Origin of the sequence: Marinobacter salinisoli, from assembly GCF_017301335.1 — a bacterium.
GTDB classification, from domain to species: Bacteria; Pseudomonadota; Gammaproteobacteria; order Pseudomonadales; family Oleiphilaceae; genus Marinobacter; species Marinobacter salinisoli.
Genome location: NZ_CP071247.1, coordinates 2520307 through 2535344, shown reverse-complemented (window position 1 = coordinate 2535344; position 15038 = coordinate 2520307). Strand labels below are relative to the sequence as shown.

The window sequence follows — 15038 nt, the reverse complement described above, 5'->3', positions numbered from 1 at the left end:
CAGCCTCCCGGGGCCAATGTGGTACACTCCTTACGCCTTACATTTGTAGAGTTCAGAGTCCGTACCCATGATATTCGTGTCGTTCAACGTGAACAGTATTCGCACCCGCCTGCATCAGCTTCAGGCAGTCATTGATCAGCTCAGCCCTGATGTTATTGGCCTTCAGGAAACCAAGGTCCGGGACGAAGAATTTCCGGTCGATGAAATTCGAAGCATGGGGTATCACGTCAGCTTCCACGGGCAGAAGACCCACTATGGTGTGGCGCTGCTCTCCAGGCAGGAGCCAGATGAGATTATCAAGGGCTATCCATGGGATGGCGAAGACTCCCAGCGCCGCCTGATCACCGGGCACTTCACCATCGACGGCAAGCAGCTAACCGTTATCAACGGGTATTTCCCTCAGGGTGAAAGCCGTGATCATCCGGTGAAGTTCCCGGCCAAGGAAAAGTTTTACGCCGACTTGATGCAATATCTGGACAACCTCAAGGAAAAAGACGGACATGTGGTTGTGATGGGCGACATGAATATCTCCCCCACCGATCGCGACATTGGCATCGGCCCCGATAACGCCAAGCGCTGGCTCCGAACCGGCAAATGCAGTTTCCTGCCCGAAGAGCGGGAATGGCTGGGGCAGGTTGAGTCCCGGGGTTATACCGATGTGTTTCGCCACCTCCATCCTGACGAGGCCAACACCTTCAGCTGGTTCGATTACCGCAGTAAAGGCTTTGAACGGGATCCCCGGCGCGGCCTTCGGATTGACCTGATCATGGCCAGCGACAGCCTGCTTCCAAAAGCTGTGGAGGCCGGTGTCTCTTACGAGATCCGCGGAATGGAACGGCCTTCGGACCACTGCCCCGTCTGGGCGAAGTTTAATCTGTAGGGATGCGTTCGCTATTGCATGAAGAAAATTAAAACCAGGGACCGGATCCTCAACACCAGCCTCGCCCTCTTTAACAACATGGGCGAGCCCAACGTCACCACGCTGCTGATATCCGACGAAATGGATATCAGCCCGGGCAATCTGTATTACCACTTCAAAAGCAAGGGCGACATCGTCGAGGAGTTGTTCAAGCTCTACGAAGCGGAAATGCTGGAACTGCTGGCCGTGCCTGAGGATGCTGAAATCAGCCTGGATCAGAAAGGATTCTTCCTGCATCTGATGTTTGAGGCAGTGGCGCGCTACCGCTTCATCTACCAGGATCTGGTAAACATCCTCTCACGCTATGATCAGTTGCAGTCTCGGTTTCGACGCCTGCGAACGAAGAAAACCGAGGCCTTTCGAGTGATCTGCCAGAGTTTTCAGCGCCAGGGTGTGATGCGCATTGACCCGGAACAACTTGAAGCTGTATGCGAACAGCTTACGCTAACTGCATGCTACTGGAGTAGTTTTGACACGCTTTCGCATTTGAATGACCGGGAATCCGTGGACCCGGGCCGTGGGGTCTACCAGATGTTGCATCAGGTCATCCCCTACCTGACTCCCGAAGAGCAGGAGCAGGCAAGGGTGATGAGCCGGGATTACCTCTAGACCGGCCTTACTCTTCTTCGTCCGCACCACCTTTACCGCGCAGACGCTTGAGTTCGCTTTCCAGCGCTTCGATCCGCTGTTCCAGCGCTTCAATCTCCTCGCGACGATGAATGCCCAGCCGGCGCAACGCTCCGGATACCCGCTCGTCAAACATGTGCTCCAGCTTGTCCCAGGTACCGGTAGCGCGCTGGCGCACGTCATCTACCCGGGTTTCAACCGACTTGATCTGCTTCTCGACAACGCCACGAGTTTTGTTTTCGATCTGCTCGCCTTCCTGTACCAGACGCTCGAAAAACCGACCCGTATCCTCTTCAGCCTTGTTGTAAGCCCCTAAACCCGCCAGCCAGATCTGGCGGGCGGATTCTTTCACTTTTGCCGCCAGCTGCGGATCGTTCTCCGGCTTCTTGTCACTTTCTTCAGACATTTAAAAACCTCAGGGGGTGGGGATTGAATCAAGCCCCTATTGTATTACACCGCCAGCACAATTTCAGTGCGCCGGAAAGCCTTGCTGGGTAAGGCTTCAGTATAAGCAGCTGGCCCATATGAAAAAATGTTTTGATTAGATATAGGGCAGAACTTGCAGTGTTCAAATTATGTACAATACTACCTAATACCGGTGTCCCTGCTGATGCCGGTTTGTCTGGAAGTCTTTCATGGATACTACTCGCACGCCTCTGCCCGGCACCCTCTGCCGGGCTTTTTTTTGCTAAGATCGCCCCCACTGTTTGTGCAATCTATCCATACTGTTACCAGATCCGGAGTCTTCGACAATGACCATTGCCTGGAGTGATTTCACCCCGTGGGCCGCGCTCAGTGGCGGCATCCTCATAGGGGTCGCGGCAGCGATCTTCCTGCTGTTTAACGGCCGTATTGCGGGCATCAGCGGCATACTCGGGGGGCTGCTGAATCCGGCTCAGGGTGGCACTTCATGGCGGATCGCCTTTCTGGTCGGATTGATAGCATCGCCATTGCTTTGGCTGGGTTTTGCTGCCCTGCCGCCCATCGAAATCAATGCTGGCTACCCGTCTCTGGTGATTGCGGGCCTGCTGGTTGGGTTGGGCACCCGGTACGGCTCGGGCTGCACCAGTGGCCACGGCGTTTGCGGTTTATCCCGACTCTCCGTGCGTTCTCTCATCGCCACCCTTGCGTTCATGACTGCGGGCTTCGTCACCGTATTCGTGATCCGTCACGTTCTGGGGGCCTGAACCGATGAAGCATACCCTCGTATCGCTGATTACCGGCCTTGTGTTCGGCCTTGGCCTGATCGTCTCCGGCATGGCTAATCCAGAAAAAGTTCTGGGATTTCTGGATCTCGCAGGCTTGTGGGACCCATCCCTGGCGTTTGTCATGGGCGGCGCCATAGTTGTCGGGCTGGCTGCGTTTGCCGTTGCCCGGCGACGTACCCTGTCTTTCCTCGGTCTTAAAATGAACATCCCGGAAGCCACCCACATTGACAAACGCCTGGTGGGCGGGGGGCTGGTGTTCGGCATTGGCTGGGGTATCGCAGGATTTTGCCCCGGACCCGGGCTTGTCGCCCTGGGTGCTGGCGAGGCCAAAGCAGCGGTATTCGTTGCCTCAATGATCGCTGGCATGGCCCTGTTCGAGATCTTGGAGCGCAAAAAAACAGCTGCCTGATGACCTTGGTACGCGTGCGCTCGTCGCCGCGTATCTGACAGTTCGCATCGGCTTGTGCGATGATGATGGCCACCCTTGTAAACGTTTCCAAAGGCAATATTTCATGGATATCAGAAAGATCGATGACACCATTTCGGTAGCACCCCAGATTTCTGTCGATGATGTCGCAGAGATTGCGCGCCTGGGGTACAAAACCCTGGTTGCCAACCGGCCGGATCAGGAAGAGTTCGGACAGCCGCCAATGAGCGATATCGAAGCCGCAGCGCAGGAACACGGTCTGGCTTGGGTTTACATGCCGGTGGCGTCTGGAAACATCACCGATCAGGACGTCGATCAGTTCGCTCCCATGATCCGCGACGCAGACAAACCCGTACTGGCTTTTTGCCGGTCCGGCACCCGTTGTACCGTCCTGTGGGCGTTAAGTGCCGCACGAAACGGCGGAGTACAAGACATCTTCACCAAAGCACGTAACGCAGGCTATGACATCACTGCTCTGACTCCCAGACTTGCCCAGCAAGCCCAGAGGCAGAACTGAACAACGGACATCACTCACGACATCAGGATGATCTATGCGCTTTAAAGGTTCAGAGAATTTCAGCCACAAACAGCCGGACAAGCTCGGCGTACTGGTCACCAATCTCGGCACCCCCGATGCCCCGACCCCGTCCGCTCTTCGCCGCTACCTTGCTGAATTCCTCTCGGACCCAAGGGTCGTTGAAGTGCCCCGACCGATCTGGTGGTTGGTTCTGCACGGCATCATCTTGAGAATTCGCCCCAGGCGGAGCGCCAAGGCCTATGCAGGCGTCTGGCAACCAGAAGGCTCGCCGCTACTGATCCACACGGCCAAACAGGCCGAGGGCATCCGGGACAGCCTGAAAAAAAAATACGGCCAGAACATCGTGGTGGGTTTTGCCATGCGCTACGGCAACCCCTCTGTGCCCAAGGTGCTGGATGAAATGCAGCAGCAAGGCGTACGAAAGCTGCTTGTGGTGCCACTATACCCTCAGTATTCGGCATCCACATCTGCGTCTACCTTCGATGCCATAGCCAAGGATTTTATGGGGCGGCGCTGGTTGCCGGACTTTCGGTTTGTAAGCCACTATCCGGACTACCCACCCTATATCGAAGCCATGGCCCGTCACATTGAAGCACACTGGGCAAATCACGGGCGCAATGAAAAGCTCATTCTTTCCTATCACGGCGTCCCCTTGAAGTACCTTCAAAAGGGCGACCCCTACCATTGCGAGTGCCATAAAACCTCGCGCTTACTGGCGGAGCGACTTGGCCTGAGCAGTGACGACTACATGACCACCTTCCAGTCCCGGTTTGGGCGCGAGGAGTGGCTAAAACCCTACACCGACCACACGCTCAAAGCGCTGCCGGGCCAGGGTCTGAAATCCATTGATGTCTTTTGCCCCGGGTTTTCTTCCGACTGTCTTGAAACTATTGAGGAAATCAACGAAGAAAACCGGGATTATTTCATGGAGGCTGGTGGCCAGTCCTTCAGCTACATCCCGGCCCTGAACGCGACACCCGGGCATATCGAGGCGCTCGTTAAGTTGATCGAAGAGAACCTTCAGGGCTGGGCGCTGCCTAACAACGAGGCGAACGAACTGGAAGCCCGGGCACAACGGGCTGACAACCGGAAAAAGGCCACCTATCCCGGCAGGAATATCTGAGCCATGAAGCTTAACTGTGACATCGGAGAGAGCTACGGGGCCTGGACCATGGGACAGGATGAGGCCGTCATGCCTCTGATTGACATGGCTAACGTCGCCTGCGGTTTCCACGCAGCCGACCCGGTGGTGATGCGGAATACCGTGGCGCTCGCCCTCGCACATGATGTTGAGATTGGCGCACATCCTTCCTACCACGATCTGGTCGGATTTGGCCGCCGTTCTATTTCGCACACGGCGGAAGAAATCCATGCCCTGCTGCTGTATCAACTCGGTGCACTGGATGGTATCTGTCGAGCCGAGGGCACCGAAATTCGCTACGTGAAACCTCATGGCGCGCTCAACAACGATATGATGCGAGATGACGAGCTACTCCTATCCGTCGCCAGAGCGGTGGCCAGCTATCGCCGGGATCTGCCATTGATGATACCGGTGACGTGCCGCCACACCGAACAGCGCACACTGATCGAATCCTGCGGCGTCCCTGTCTTGCTGGAAGCCTTCGCAGATAGGGCGTATACCGATGAAGGCCTGCTTCTGCCCCGCTCCGAAACTGGTGCTGTGCACACCGATCCGGAAACAATTGTGGCCCAGGCACGCTCTTTTGCCGACAAACGAGGCGTCACTAGCCATAGCGGCCAGTGGTTGGAGCTCCCAGCCGACAGCCTGTGCGTCCATGGTGATAACGAAGCCGCCCTGCAAGCCGTCAAGGCAATCCGCGAGGCACTGACGACCCGGCGCCAATGATCCAGAGCGTTTCAGACGACAGCCTTCTGATCACCCTGGGTGATCAAATTGCCCCGTCACTCACGCCACGCATTGCTCGCCTGTGCACGGCCATCGAACGGGCATGCGAACCCTGGCTGGTGGATATCGTCCCGTCCTACACCACGATTCTGGTCGTGTACGATCCGTTGCGGATCGATTTTCGCGGGGCTGAAGCCCGCATTGGGCAACTTGCGCGGGAATTGAACCATGCAAGGTCGAGCGAACACCGTGACACCGCTGCCTCCCGAACTCATGACATACCGGTTTATTACAGCGATGAAACTGGCCCCGACCTCGAACGGATCGCAGGCGCAAGCGGTGTTGCGAAAAAAGAAGTCATTCGCCGCCATACTGAAATCACCTATCAGGTGTATGCACTTGGCTTCATGCCCGGCTTCGGCTTTCTTGGCTCGGTTGACGAAAGCATCGCTACACCTCGTCTGGAAACGCCGCGAAACCGGGTCCCGGCCGGCAGCGTTGCTATCGCTAACCGCCAGACGGCAGTCTACCCCGAGGCGTCTCCGGGCGGATGGAACCTGATCGGCCGAAGCCCCACCAGGATGTTTGACCCGGTAAATCTTTCACTTCTTAGCGTGGGCGACCAGGTAAAGTTTCGCTCAGTATCCCGCGCCGAATACCTGGACCTGGGGGGACAGCTGTGAAGCTGTTTGAGGTCCTAAGGCCCGGCCCCAGAACCACAGTGCAGGACGCCGGCCGTCGTCATTACCAGCGACACGGGCTCGCGCAAGGCGGCGCCGCCGATCGGTTTGCGTATCTGATTGCCAACAAGCTTCTGGACAACGATCCAGCGGCTGCAAGCCTTGAAATAACGCTCGGCGGCCTCGGACTCCGGGTGCTCGCTGAGACAACCGCGGCCATTACCGGGGCGGATTGCCTCGCGACTCTGAATGGCCTGCCGATAAAGCCGTGGCAAAGCCTTGCCGTTAAGCCTGGCGACAAACTGTGCTTTTCCTCTCCGGCCAGCGGTCGTTACACCTATCTTGCCGTGCGAGGTGGCCTGAGGAGCATCCAGACATTTGGCAGCCGCTCAGTGGTTGTGCGCGAACGTATTGAAGGGCTGGAAGCGCTTCGCGAAGGCACGGTACTGATCGGTCAGGCAAGCCCTGCGGTTCCCGCCCGCCAGCTACCGAATGAATTCCAGCCTGGCTATGAGGACACCTTGCAGCTGAGGATGGTACCCGGTTATCAGCACGAGCAGTTTTCGGTGGCTGATCGGGCACGCGTCATCACCACAACCTACCAAGTCAGCGCGCAGTCAGACCGTATGGGATTCCGGCTCGAAGGCGCCCGCCTTCGCCACCCGCCTCCCGGTATCGTATCCGAGGGCATTGCGTTTGGCTCCGTTCAGGTGCCCGGTGACGGAAATCCGGTGGTACTGCTTCAGGATCGGCAAACGATTGGCGGCTACCCGAAGTTGGGTACCGTCATTGCGGTGGACTGTTATCGACTCGCCCAAGCCCGGCCGGGACAAGCGGTACAGTTTCAATGGGTTGACATTGCGGAAGCGCAAACGGCCCGGCTACTGTTCGAGGAATGGCTCAAGCAATCCCGTTGGACTGAAACCGGATCCCTGACCTGGGCTTAACATCAGGCTCTAGCGCTTTTCGTTCCCGCGAAAGCTTGAATCCGGTACTGGCTTGGCTTCGCAAAACGCGCACTCTTCCAGATCAACGCCTGCACCGCCGGTTTCAACGTACCGAACACGGTGGCGGGAACTGGATCGATTCGCCGAAACCGAGTATTTCCGGTCAGTTTCACGATCTGCGGGGGTGTCTTTTCGGGGGTCCATAACGCTCTCCTATAAGGCACAGAGCCTAAGCAGCGGCAATGAGTTATAAGTAAGAGTGAATACAGGACAATTCAAGTCGGGAGGGATAAAAATGCGCCCCCGAGGTTTGTTGCGGGTAGCCTGAAGCCCACGCATCCAAGACAGTGAAAACTTGCATTTAAGCCACGGCCTCTGATTGCCCGTGGACTGCCCTGCACTAGCTTGCTTTTCGATGCTTTACGCTCTTATCTCTCCAAGTCTTCACGTCTTTATGACTCTCTAGGAGTTCTAGCATCCGTTCCGCAGACCTTATTGCGTCTTCTGCTATCTCCCGCTCACTGGTTGCCCACCTTGGGTCATCCCGAAAATCACCGCACTGATCCCCGGAAGCCGATGACAGCATGACCAGAAAGCGATAGCCGCCAAAAAGCGAATAGAGTTTCATTATTGCATCCCCCACAAATATCAGAGGCGCCACGCCCCCAGAAGAGATGCAAATACCACCAACTCACCCAATACATCATCGGCTGAAGCTGTCCGCATCTCTACTAGATCATCGTCCGGAAAACCGCCGCTTTTCTGAATCACCTGTATGGGGGAATCTCTATTCGAATCGGAACTTTTTACGGGTTACAAGTGCCAAATTGGTATAAGAAGGCACCGCGCTTAAGCCGAATTTCTGAAGGATTGCACCCGACACCACTGGACAGTGGCCGAATCGGAGCTATTTTGACTATCAATCGCAGAAAGCCGCATGGTTGCGCAACCTCGTAAACCGCATTCCGATTATTTACTTAAGGATGAGTCTGGCTCTTTTTTTAAAAGGAGACCGATTTGTCCAGTAACTCTGATTCAACTTTTTGGTCTCCCGACTATCACGACCTGATCGGCCTGATTTACGATGCTATCGGCCACCCAAACGGTTTTTTCCCCTTCATAAACAGGTTTATTCGGGTATTCGATGGTAAGAGCGCTTGCTTTGCGATCTACGATCTCAATGCCGGCTCTGTAGCAGGGGTGTGGCCGGTCAACATCCCAGATGACGTGCTCAAGTTTTATGCTGACCACGTAGCTGACCAGGATGCGCTGCTAGAGGCCGCCCTGGCGGTTAACGAGCAAGGAAAGCTGGGCTTTGTAGCAAGCAACTTGGATCTTGAGAACGTGGAATTCATCCGTTCCCAAACCCGGATCGGTGAATTCATGGATCTCCTCGGAGCGCGCGACGCCGTGTGCGCCGTCACCTTTCGTGATAAAAACTACCTTAATTTTTTCGTAATGCAGAGATCGAAGCATCAATCCTCGTTCAGTCCAGAGGAGCTCGCCGCTTTCAACCTGATTCTGCCCCACATCAATCGAGCAGTAAGCCTGTTCACCAAATTAGCAAGCCTCTCCAACATTAATCCGACTCCGGAACGCATGGTTTTGCAGGATTTAAAACGAGGCATATTGATATGTGACGCCAGCTTTCGGGTTGTGTTCCGGAATGCCTATGCACGCACCATAATCTCTGAAAACCCCGCCATTAAAATAAGCGATCAGGGCCTATTAACACTCGGCCCCAACTCACCTTCCACTTCCTTAATGGTCGCTCTGACGAGTGCCGTCCGTGCGTCGATCGAACGCCGCGAGACGCCCGACAAAATTATTGCCCTAAAAAATGGGAGTAGTAGCGTCACTATTACGGTTTCCCCTTTGCAGGCCCCAGAGGGAGAGCTGGCCACCAAAAACCATAAACACAGAGGTGGAGCCATTATTGGCCTTTACGACTGGTCCATCAGGCCCTACATCGACCCAGATGTTCTCAAGGCTGCCTTCAGCTTAACGCCATCGGAGGCCCAAATAGCGGCAATGCTCTCGAATGGCTTAACCATCTCTGACATCGCCACTCAAACCTACCGCACACGAGAAACGGTAAAATCACACTTGAGATCAGTGTTTCGTAAAACCAACACCAGTCGCCAAGCGGAATTGGTAGCACTATTAGCCGCAAGCAGTGAGATAGCATAATCCGCGACCCTCGCCCGAACGGGGCCAATGCCAGGGTGATTCCTTCGATCAGGTCAGCGGAATGCTTGCCCGCCCAATCACACGGGGTACTTCAGATCACGCCGTTGATCTGTAAAAAGGCCGCTGAGTAATAGGGGGTGAAATTCGCCCCTTTTCCAAGATCGTTTTATACAACTGTATAAAAGAAGTCTTAGGCAAGGGTGATTTCGGGGGATATAGCAAGAGAAGGAAGGAAGTCGCAAGAGCTCGAAGCTGTATGGGAAAATGGCGGTGGGCCAGACCTTCCAAAAGTTCTGTAGGCATTTGCATTTATTAGTTTTTTTGAAGTGCTATCCGCATAAAACCTGCATTGGCCACAATTGCTTGTAACAGTCGGTTACATCCTGTAACGTGGAATATTAGACTTAATGATAGGTAGGTAGTTAGGTTTCTGGCCAAGATTGATTACAGGTTTCATCCGACTGTCCATGCTCTACTCTTCACCGGACACCTTCCTGCTCCTTTGACGCTACTGGTCGGAGTTTATAGCTCTTTTCCAGATTTGAGCTCTCATCGCCTGAATGGAATCAGCTGACATGCCCAAAAAAGTTAGAGAGTTGAGTGCCACCGAGGTCAGACGACTGACGCATGCTGTAAGTAAGACCAGCGGGAAGGCATACAATGCGTTGCATCCAGTCGGCGGTGTATCCGGTCTACTCCTACAAGTTACTCCTAGTAATGCAAAGTCTTGGATCTACCGGACCGTGATCGCAGGCAAGCGCCGGAGCATAGGGCTGGGCGCTTTTCCAGACGTTACATTGGCGCAGGCCCGAGACAAGGCCCGAGAAACACGGGACAAGATTACAGCCGGAATCGATCCAGTTGAGGAAAAGAACGCAAATAAACGCGCCCTGCTGGCCGCCAGATTAAGCACTGTTACCTTTGTCGATGCGATGTCCGACTATATCGATATGAAATCCAAAGAATTCAAAAACCCTCGCCAGAGGCAGCAATGGGAAAACAGCCTGAATACATATGCTGTACCCCACATTGGCAAGGTACCTGTCCGAGAAATTGCGCTCCCCCATGTCAAAGCAGTACTTGATCCCATCTGGTATGAAAAAACCGAAACCGCCAATCGTGTTAGGGCAAGAATGGAGAACATACTCGGCTGGTGTGCTATTCACGGTTACCGCTCCAATGAAAACCCGGCAAAGTGGCAAGGCTATCTCGATGAAGTTTATCCCTCACCTGAGAAAATCAAAAAGAAGGCCCACTTCAATGCCTTGCCTGTGGAAGCCATGCCCGATTTCATGGCTGCATTAAAGAAGCGCACTGGCACTGCTGCCCGCGCCCTGGAATTTCTCGTTCTGACCGCTGCCCGCACCAACGAAGTAATAGGCGATAAGCGAATTCATAAAGCCGGAGTAACTTGGCAGGAAGTAGATCTCAAAAGCAAGGTTTGGACGGTGCCCGCCCAGCGTATGAAATCTGGCAAGGAACACCGCGTTCCGCTCTCTGAGACTGCCGTGAACTTATTGAAAGACATGCCTCCAGGCGAACCGAATCAATTAATATTCCCTGGCCCGAAAGGCGATATCCCCTCAAACAACTTCCTAACAGCCCTGCTCAAGCGAATGGAAATTGAGAGCACAATTCACGGTTTTCGCTCAACTTTCAAAGATTGGGCCAGAGAGTGCACAAGCTACGCTGATGAAGTTTCAGAGCTTGCCCTAGCTCACGTAAACAGCGACGCCACTCGAGCCGCCTATGCGCGCTCCGAACTAATAGACAAGCGCCGCTTACTCATGGCGGATTGGGAAAAGTTCTGTACTGAGGGAGAAAAAGCACAAGAAAACCCTAAAGTAATTTCTATTTCCGGAGGTGTCGGTTGAAAGATTTTGATGGAGGAGGCACCGGCGCAAAATGGTTGTACTGGGTAATCGATCCCATTGAATCCTTCAAAGATAATGGGGAAGGTGAAAAAAATCATGCTCTAATTATTCCCATCCCGGGTAGAGCCCCACAGATTATTCATAATCCCGTTTTGTGGAAGTTTGGCAAACGGGCCTTTGACTGCTTAGCATCGAAATTAGATCTAGAAATCACACGGATAGTTATTGACACTGTTTTTTACTACTTCCTTGGCGGCCTAATTAAAGTGTGGAATGGACACGAGGAAATGCTGGAACCTCTAATCGAGGGTGGCCATATACGCGTGATCAATTCAGATTCAGAAGAGTCTATTCCAGGGCAAGAGTCTATCCGGGTAGACCAAACCGATCCTTGGACAGCCTACGGCCACCGGATCGAACCATTAATCCGTATACTTGATAACATCATGGAGACCGTTAATTTAGAACAGGATTTTGACGATTGGCCTTACGATCGCGAATTCCTGGCCGCCTATTTTACCCTTTGCCACATCGATAATATCGCAGTGAAGTACGCTCTTGATGATGCTTACGTGGATGATCATGAGTTGGCCCGTTACTGGTTCGACAAAATCGACAACTATAAGAGGATAAGAGACGCCATCAGTCGACGCGAGCGTTTTGCGAAATGGGAAAAGTCCGAGACAGGTAACAAGGTGCGACATGCAAGACGAAATGAAGCTCGCAGCCTCGTCACCGAAGACTGGAACGATAAGAAGACTACTTTTGCAAGCACTGAAAAGGCTGGGATTCACTATGCCGACTGGCTTAGAGAAAAGGGGTTCGAATACGAGCCCCGGACCGTTACGAATTGGATTCGTCAATACGCCAAGGATAATGGAATTAGGCTTAGATAACCTCCTCCCTGGGAGACTGTTCATTGTCCCAAGGTAAGCGCACATCGTCCCTGGGATGCTTGTCTCTAAAACTTGTTTCGCCTGATTAACTGCTCATGTGTTCAACCAGCCCCGTAACAGGAAGGCGCAACCATGAGCAAGCAGTCCCTTCACTATGCATCAGATAAACAGCTATCCGAATTTCTTGAAGTCAGTCGGCAGACAATCTGGCGCTGGGTCCGAGAAGGAAAATTCCCCGCTCCCCTAAAACTAGGCCCCAATTGCACCCGCTGGAAGTTATCGGACGTCAAAGCATGGGAAGCTGGTAGAGAGGCTGAAACATGAAACCCCACCCCTACCTCATTGAGAAAGAGATTGAATGGCAAGCTATGGAACCTCTCGGCTGCTCTATAGAGCAGGTCACTCTCTCTTGTTTTGACAGCGAAGGAAAGCCGATTACACCGTGGGAAGGCGACGCTATATTTCGGCCACTTTTTCTGATTGACACTCAAGAACACTGCGGGCATGAACGAATCCTTTCGGAGCCTGTTCAGCGAAATCCAGATGAGAAGCCAAAGAACAAGTTAGTTACTAAAGGCGCTAAAACAGCTGGATCCTGCACACCTATTGGGTTCGAGCTTGCAGACCTAGCTACCTTGACCGGGAGACTGATTGTTTGTGCCGGGCTAGCCGATGGATATCGACTGCACGAGGCAACAGGACTTCCAGTGGCGTGTGGCGTTGGTGAACTGAACATTCCCGGCAACGTAGAGGCAATCAGAAAGCTGACCCCTACTCTCAAGCTTATTGCCGCAGTGGATAACGACAATGCAGGCAAGAGAGCAGGCCAAAAGTCCGGCTGTTCCTGGACATGCCCGCAAACGGAAAAAGATTGGAGCGATGTTCATCAGATGTCAGGATCAGATGCAGTTCTGGCTGAGTTTGAAGATGGTATCACCCCACCGATCAAGCCTGATTCCCAGACAACCGAAAAAACAGAACGCGAGCGCCAGTCGCAATCGGACCAAATTGTCGCTTTTGTTCAAACATTCAATGAATTGTTCCACGACAAAAACAATATCGCGCACGCGCGGAATATTGAAACAGGCGAAGTGCGTTCAGTCGCCAGTAAGGCCTTTAGGCATTGGCTGACTTCAGCTTTCTACCAGAAATACGAAAGGGCCATCAGGGATCAATCGTTACGCGAAGCAAAAATGACGCTCGAGGGCATCGCAATGCAGGAACAGCGATCGGTATACCTTCGAGTCGCGAGCGTAAATGGTCAACACTGGCTTGATCTTGCTGAGCCCGGCCAAAGTGCCGCCATCTGCATCATGCCTGGAAAATGGGACATCTTTGACAGTCCGGTGATGTTCCCAAGGTCTGAAAGCACGCAGCCACTTCCGCGCCCCGTCAGGGGTGGGAGTATTGAGCCACTATGGCGAATCGCCAACATCCCAAGCCATCAGCAACTCCTTGTGACAGCATGGCTAGTGGAATGTTTAAGATTAGATACTCCGTTCCCGATTCTGGAGATGTTCGGTGAACAGGGATGTGCAAAAAGTACCACTCAGTCTGCTCTCCGGCGGCTTATAGATCCTAACGCTGCCGACCTCAGAGCCGCACCGAAGTCCGCTGAAGATCTGTATGTGACCGGCGGCACAAATCACATCCTCAGCATCGAAAATGTAAGCCATTTGCCCGCGCCAATTCAGGACGCACTGTGCGTAATTGCGACCGGCGGGGGATTCGCGAGGCGCAAGCTTTACAGTGATAGTGACGAGGTTGTTATCACGCTAAAACGCCCTGCAATCCTCAACGGCATTGTGGCTGCCATTACTCAGCAAGACGCGGTATCACGGGCAATCAGTATCGAACTGCCGGTTATAACTGATGCGTGCCCCAAGGATAAGCTGGAGGCTGACTTTGAGAGGCATCACGCGGGCATTCTCGGGGCGCTCATGGATATTGCAGCAAGGGCTTTCGAATACCTTCCAGACATGACCTTGCCAGCAGAACAACGTCCACGCTTGGTCGAATTTGCCTATCTTGGCATGGCAGTAGCCAAGGCCATGAATCAGCCACCTGAAAGTTTTATGAGGCAATTTAACGCTGCTCGCCAAGACGGACTTGAACGCACACTGGACGCAAGTCCTGTTGCCTCGGCAATTCGGGACTGGGCTGAATCAAAATGTGACCTAATCGAGGAGCACTCAGCAAAGAAATGGCTGAATATCCTGGAAGGTTTCAAGCCCCGAAACTGTGATTCATGGCCCCGGTCACCCAGGGGGCTTGGTGATGCAATGCGCCGGGCAGCCCCCGCGTTGCGTCAGCTCGGTATCGAGTGCAAATGCCTTGGGAAAATCGGGTCTACCGTCAAATGGAGAATCGGACTGAGAAATTCTTTAGTCCAAAGTCATCAATGTCTTGAAGTCGTGGATAACACTACAAAGAAGGAAAAACTTCCGACTTCTCTGACTTCAGATCCGAGTAGGTCCATAGACCTCCCTCCAAAAACCGGCAATTCAGCCGCAAATAGGAGGGTGTTCTGATGAACGCACTTGCCTATCTTCATGAGCATGGATTAGACGCTGAAAACCTGATGGGTAATCGGATTGCCGTCTGCCCAGAAGACTCTATAACTCCTGTCATCGAAACGTGGATCATTGAACAAAAACTCGAATCAATCACTGTAAACATCCCTGTTTCAGCTGCACAAGCTTTATTCAATCCACAACCATTGGCGCTTCAGGAACATACCTTTTCAGAAACAAACATGTTGCAACTTACCGAGTGCTAATGCCTTTTTCCTGCGCTAAAGCAAGGACTCGGTCACACTTCGAGCGCAGGGACATTGGAAGCACCCTCTTTGAGATTCTCATCCTT

At 53.4% G+C, this 15038-nt stretch carries 17 protein-coding genes; 15 read left to right on the top strand and 2 right to left on the bottom strand.

Annotated features, from left to right (window positions below; genetic code table 11):
- Nucleotides 1–67 precede the first annotated feature (67 nt).
- Nucleotides 68–880, top strand: a complete 813-nt coding sequence (xthA, locus tag LPB19_RS11465; protein WP_206643036.1) for an exodeoxyribonuclease III — start codon at nt 68–70, stop codon at nt 878–880.
- A gap of 18 nt (nt 881–898) precedes the next feature.
- On the top strand, nt 899–1528 hold the full coding sequence (locus LPB19_RS11460) for a TetR/AcrR family transcriptional regulator (protein WP_206643035.1): 630 nt from the start codon (nt 899–901) through the stop codon (nt 1526–1528).
- Nucleotides 1529–1535: 7 nt separating this feature from the next.
- On the opposite strand, the gene LPB19_RS11455 is transcribed toward LPB19_RS11460, so the two are convergent.
- Nucleotides 1536–1952: a phasin family protein gene (locus LPB19_RS11455; RefSeq protein ID WP_206643034.1), complete on the bottom strand. Its 417-nt coding sequence runs from the start codon at nt 1950–1952 to the stop codon at nt 1536–1538.
- 346 nt (nt 1953–2298) lie between these two features.
- Between LPB19_RS11455 and LPB19_RS11450 the strand changes: the two genes are divergently transcribed.
- The 7 genes from LPB19_RS11450 (at nt 2299) to LPB19_RS11420 (ending at nt 7213) form a co-directional block, all read left to right on the top strand.
- On the top strand, nt 2299–2733 hold the full coding sequence (locus LPB19_RS11450; protein ID WP_206643033.1) for a YeeE/YedE family protein: 435 nt from the start codon (nt 2299–2301) through the stop codon (nt 2731–2733).
- Nucleotides 2734–2737: 4 nt separating this feature from the next.
- Nucleotides 2738–3163: a DUF6691 family protein gene (locus LPB19_RS11445; RefSeq protein WP_206643032.1), complete on the top strand. Its 426-nt coding sequence runs from the start codon at nt 2738–2740 to the stop codon at nt 3161–3163.
- A 103-nt stretch (nt 3164–3266) separates the two neighbouring features.
- A complete protein-coding gene (locus LPB19_RS11440; protein WP_206643031.1) occupies nt 3267–3698 on the top strand; it encodes a TIGR01244 family sulfur transferase in 432 nt (143 codons plus the stop codon).
- A gap of 34 nt (nt 3699–3732) precedes the next feature.
- Nucleotides 3733–4842 (top strand): ferrochelatase, encoded by a 1110-nt coding sequence (gene hemH, locus LPB19_RS11435; RefSeq protein WP_206643030.1) that lies wholly within the window; start codon nt 3733–3735, stop codon nt 4840–4842.
- A 3-nt stretch (nt 4843–4845) separates the two neighbouring features.
- Complete coding sequence (locus tag LPB19_RS11430; RefSeq protein WP_206643029.1) at nt 4846–5586, top strand: 5-oxoprolinase subunit PxpA; 741 nt, start codon at nt 4846–4848, stop codon at nt 5584–5586.
- The gene (pxpB, locus tag LPB19_RS11425; protein WP_206643028.1) at nt 5583–6269 is read left to right on the top strand and encodes a 5-oxoprolinase subunit PxpB; all 687 of its coding nucleotides are present in this window, start codon (nt 5583–5585) and stop codon (nt 6267–6269) included. Before LPB19_RS11430 ends, pxpB begins: the two co-directional genes overlap by 4 nt.
- Nucleotides 6266–7213 carry a 5-oxoprolinase subunit C family protein gene (locus LPB19_RS11420; RefSeq protein ID WP_206643027.1) on the top strand — a complete coding sequence of 316 codons (948 nt, stop codon included), beginning with the start codon at nt 6266–6268 and terminating at the stop codon, nt 7211–7213. The genes pxpB and LPB19_RS11420 overlap by 4 nt, the downstream gene beginning before the upstream one ends.
- A 9-nt stretch (nt 7214–7222) precedes the next feature.
- Here LPB19_RS11420 and LPB19_RS11415 read toward each other — a convergent pair whose 3' ends face one another.
- The gene (locus LPB19_RS11415; RefSeq protein ID WP_206643026.1) at nt 7223–7417 is read right to left on the bottom strand and encodes a hypothetical protein; all 195 of its coding nucleotides are present in this window, start codon (nt 7415–7417) and stop codon (nt 7223–7225) included.
- Between the two features lie 813 nt (nt 7418–8230).
- Between LPB19_RS11415 and LPB19_RS11410 the strand changes: the two genes are divergently transcribed.
- The 6 genes from LPB19_RS11410 to LPB19_RS11385 all read left to right on the top strand — a co-directional run bounded on the left by LPB19_RS11410 (nt 8231) and on the right by LPB19_RS11385 (nt 14952).
- Nucleotides 8231–9403: a helix-turn-helix transcriptional regulator gene (locus LPB19_RS11410; RefSeq protein WP_206643025.1), complete on the top strand. Its 1173-nt coding sequence runs from the start codon at nt 8231–8233 to the stop codon at nt 9401–9403.
- A 575-nt stretch (nt 9404–9978) separates the two neighbouring features.
- Complete coding sequence (locus LPB19_RS11405; RefSeq protein ID WP_206643024.1) at nt 9979–11277, top strand: tyrosine-type recombinase/integrase; 1299 nt, start codon at nt 9979–9981, stop codon at nt 11275–11277.
- Nucleotides 11274–12173, top strand: a complete 900-nt coding sequence (locus LPB19_RS11400; protein WP_206643023.1) for a hypothetical protein — start codon at nt 11274–11276, stop codon at nt 12171–12173. The genes LPB19_RS11405 and LPB19_RS11400 overlap by 4 nt, the downstream gene beginning before the upstream one ends.
- 132 nt (nt 12174–12305) lie before the next feature.
- Entirely contained in the window at nt 12306–12497 is a 192-nt protein-coding gene (locus LPB19_RS11395) for a helix-turn-helix transcriptional regulator (RefSeq protein ID WP_206643022.1), read from the top strand.
- The gene (locus tag LPB19_RS11390; protein ID WP_206643021.1) at nt 12494–14704 is read left to right on the top strand and encodes a hypothetical protein; all 2211 of its coding nucleotides are present in this window, start codon (nt 12494–12496) and stop codon (nt 14702–14704) included. The genes LPB19_RS11395 and LPB19_RS11390 overlap by 4 nt, the downstream gene beginning before the upstream one ends.
- A complete protein-coding gene (locus tag LPB19_RS11385; protein ID WP_206643020.1) occupies nt 14704–14952 on the top strand; it encodes a hypothetical protein in 249 nt (82 codons plus the stop codon). The genes LPB19_RS11390 and LPB19_RS11385 overlap by 1 nt, the downstream gene beginning before the upstream one ends.
- Nucleotides 14953–15038: the final 86 nt, after the last annotated feature.

Bases quoted from the DNA above. Each gene is read 5' to 3' on its own strand.
- xthA (WP_206643036.1), top strand. From the start codon at position 68: ATGATATTCGTGTCGTTCAACGTGAACAGTATTCGCACCCGCCTGCAT.
- LPB19_RS11460 (WP_206643035.1), top strand. From the start codon at position 899: ATGAAGAAAATTAAAACCAGGGACCGGATCCTCAACACCAGCCTCGCC.
- LPB19_RS11455 (WP_206643034.1), bottom strand. From the start codon at position 1,952: ATGTCTGAAGAAAGTGACAAGAAGCCGGAGAACGATCCGCAGCTGGCG.
- LPB19_RS11450 (WP_206643033.1), top strand. From the start codon at position 2,299: ATGACCATTGCCTGGAGTGATTTCACCCCGTGGGCCGCGCTCAGTGGC.
- LPB19_RS11445 (WP_206643032.1), top strand. From the start codon at position 2,738: ATGAAGCATACCCTCGTATCGCTGATTACCGGCCTTGTGTTCGGCCTT.
- LPB19_RS11440 (WP_206643031.1), top strand. From the start codon at position 3,267: ATGGATATCAGAAAGATCGATGACACCATTTCGGTAGCACCCCAGATT.
- hemH (WP_206643030.1), top strand. From the start codon at position 3,733: ATGCGCTTTAAAGGTTCAGAGAATTTCAGCCACAAACAGCCGGACAAG.
- LPB19_RS11430 (WP_206643029.1), top strand. From the start codon at position 4,846: ATGAAGCTTAACTGTGACATCGGAGAGAGCTACGGGGCCTGGACCATG.
- pxpB (WP_206643028.1), top strand. From the start codon at position 5,583: ATGATCCAGAGCGTTTCAGACGACAGCCTTCTGATCACCCTGGGTGAT.
- LPB19_RS11415 (WP_206643026.1), bottom strand. From the start codon at position 7,417: ATGGACCCCCGAAAAGACACCCCCGCAGATCGTGAAACTGACCGGAAA.
- LPB19_RS11405 (WP_206643024.1), top strand. From the start codon at position 9,979: ATGCCCAAAAAAGTTAGAGAGTTGAGTGCCACCGAGGTCAGACGACTG.
- LPB19_RS11395 (WP_206643022.1), top strand. From the start codon at position 12,306: ATGAGCAAGCAGTCCCTTCACTATGCATCAGATAAACAGCTATCCGAA.
- LPB19_RS11390 (WP_206643021.1), top strand. From the start codon at position 12,494: ATGAAACCCCACCCCTACCTCATTGAGAAAGAGATTGAATGGCAAGCT.
- LPB19_RS11385 (WP_206643020.1), top strand. From the start codon at position 14,704: ATGAACGCACTTGCCTATCTTCATGAGCATGGATTAGACGCTGAAAAC.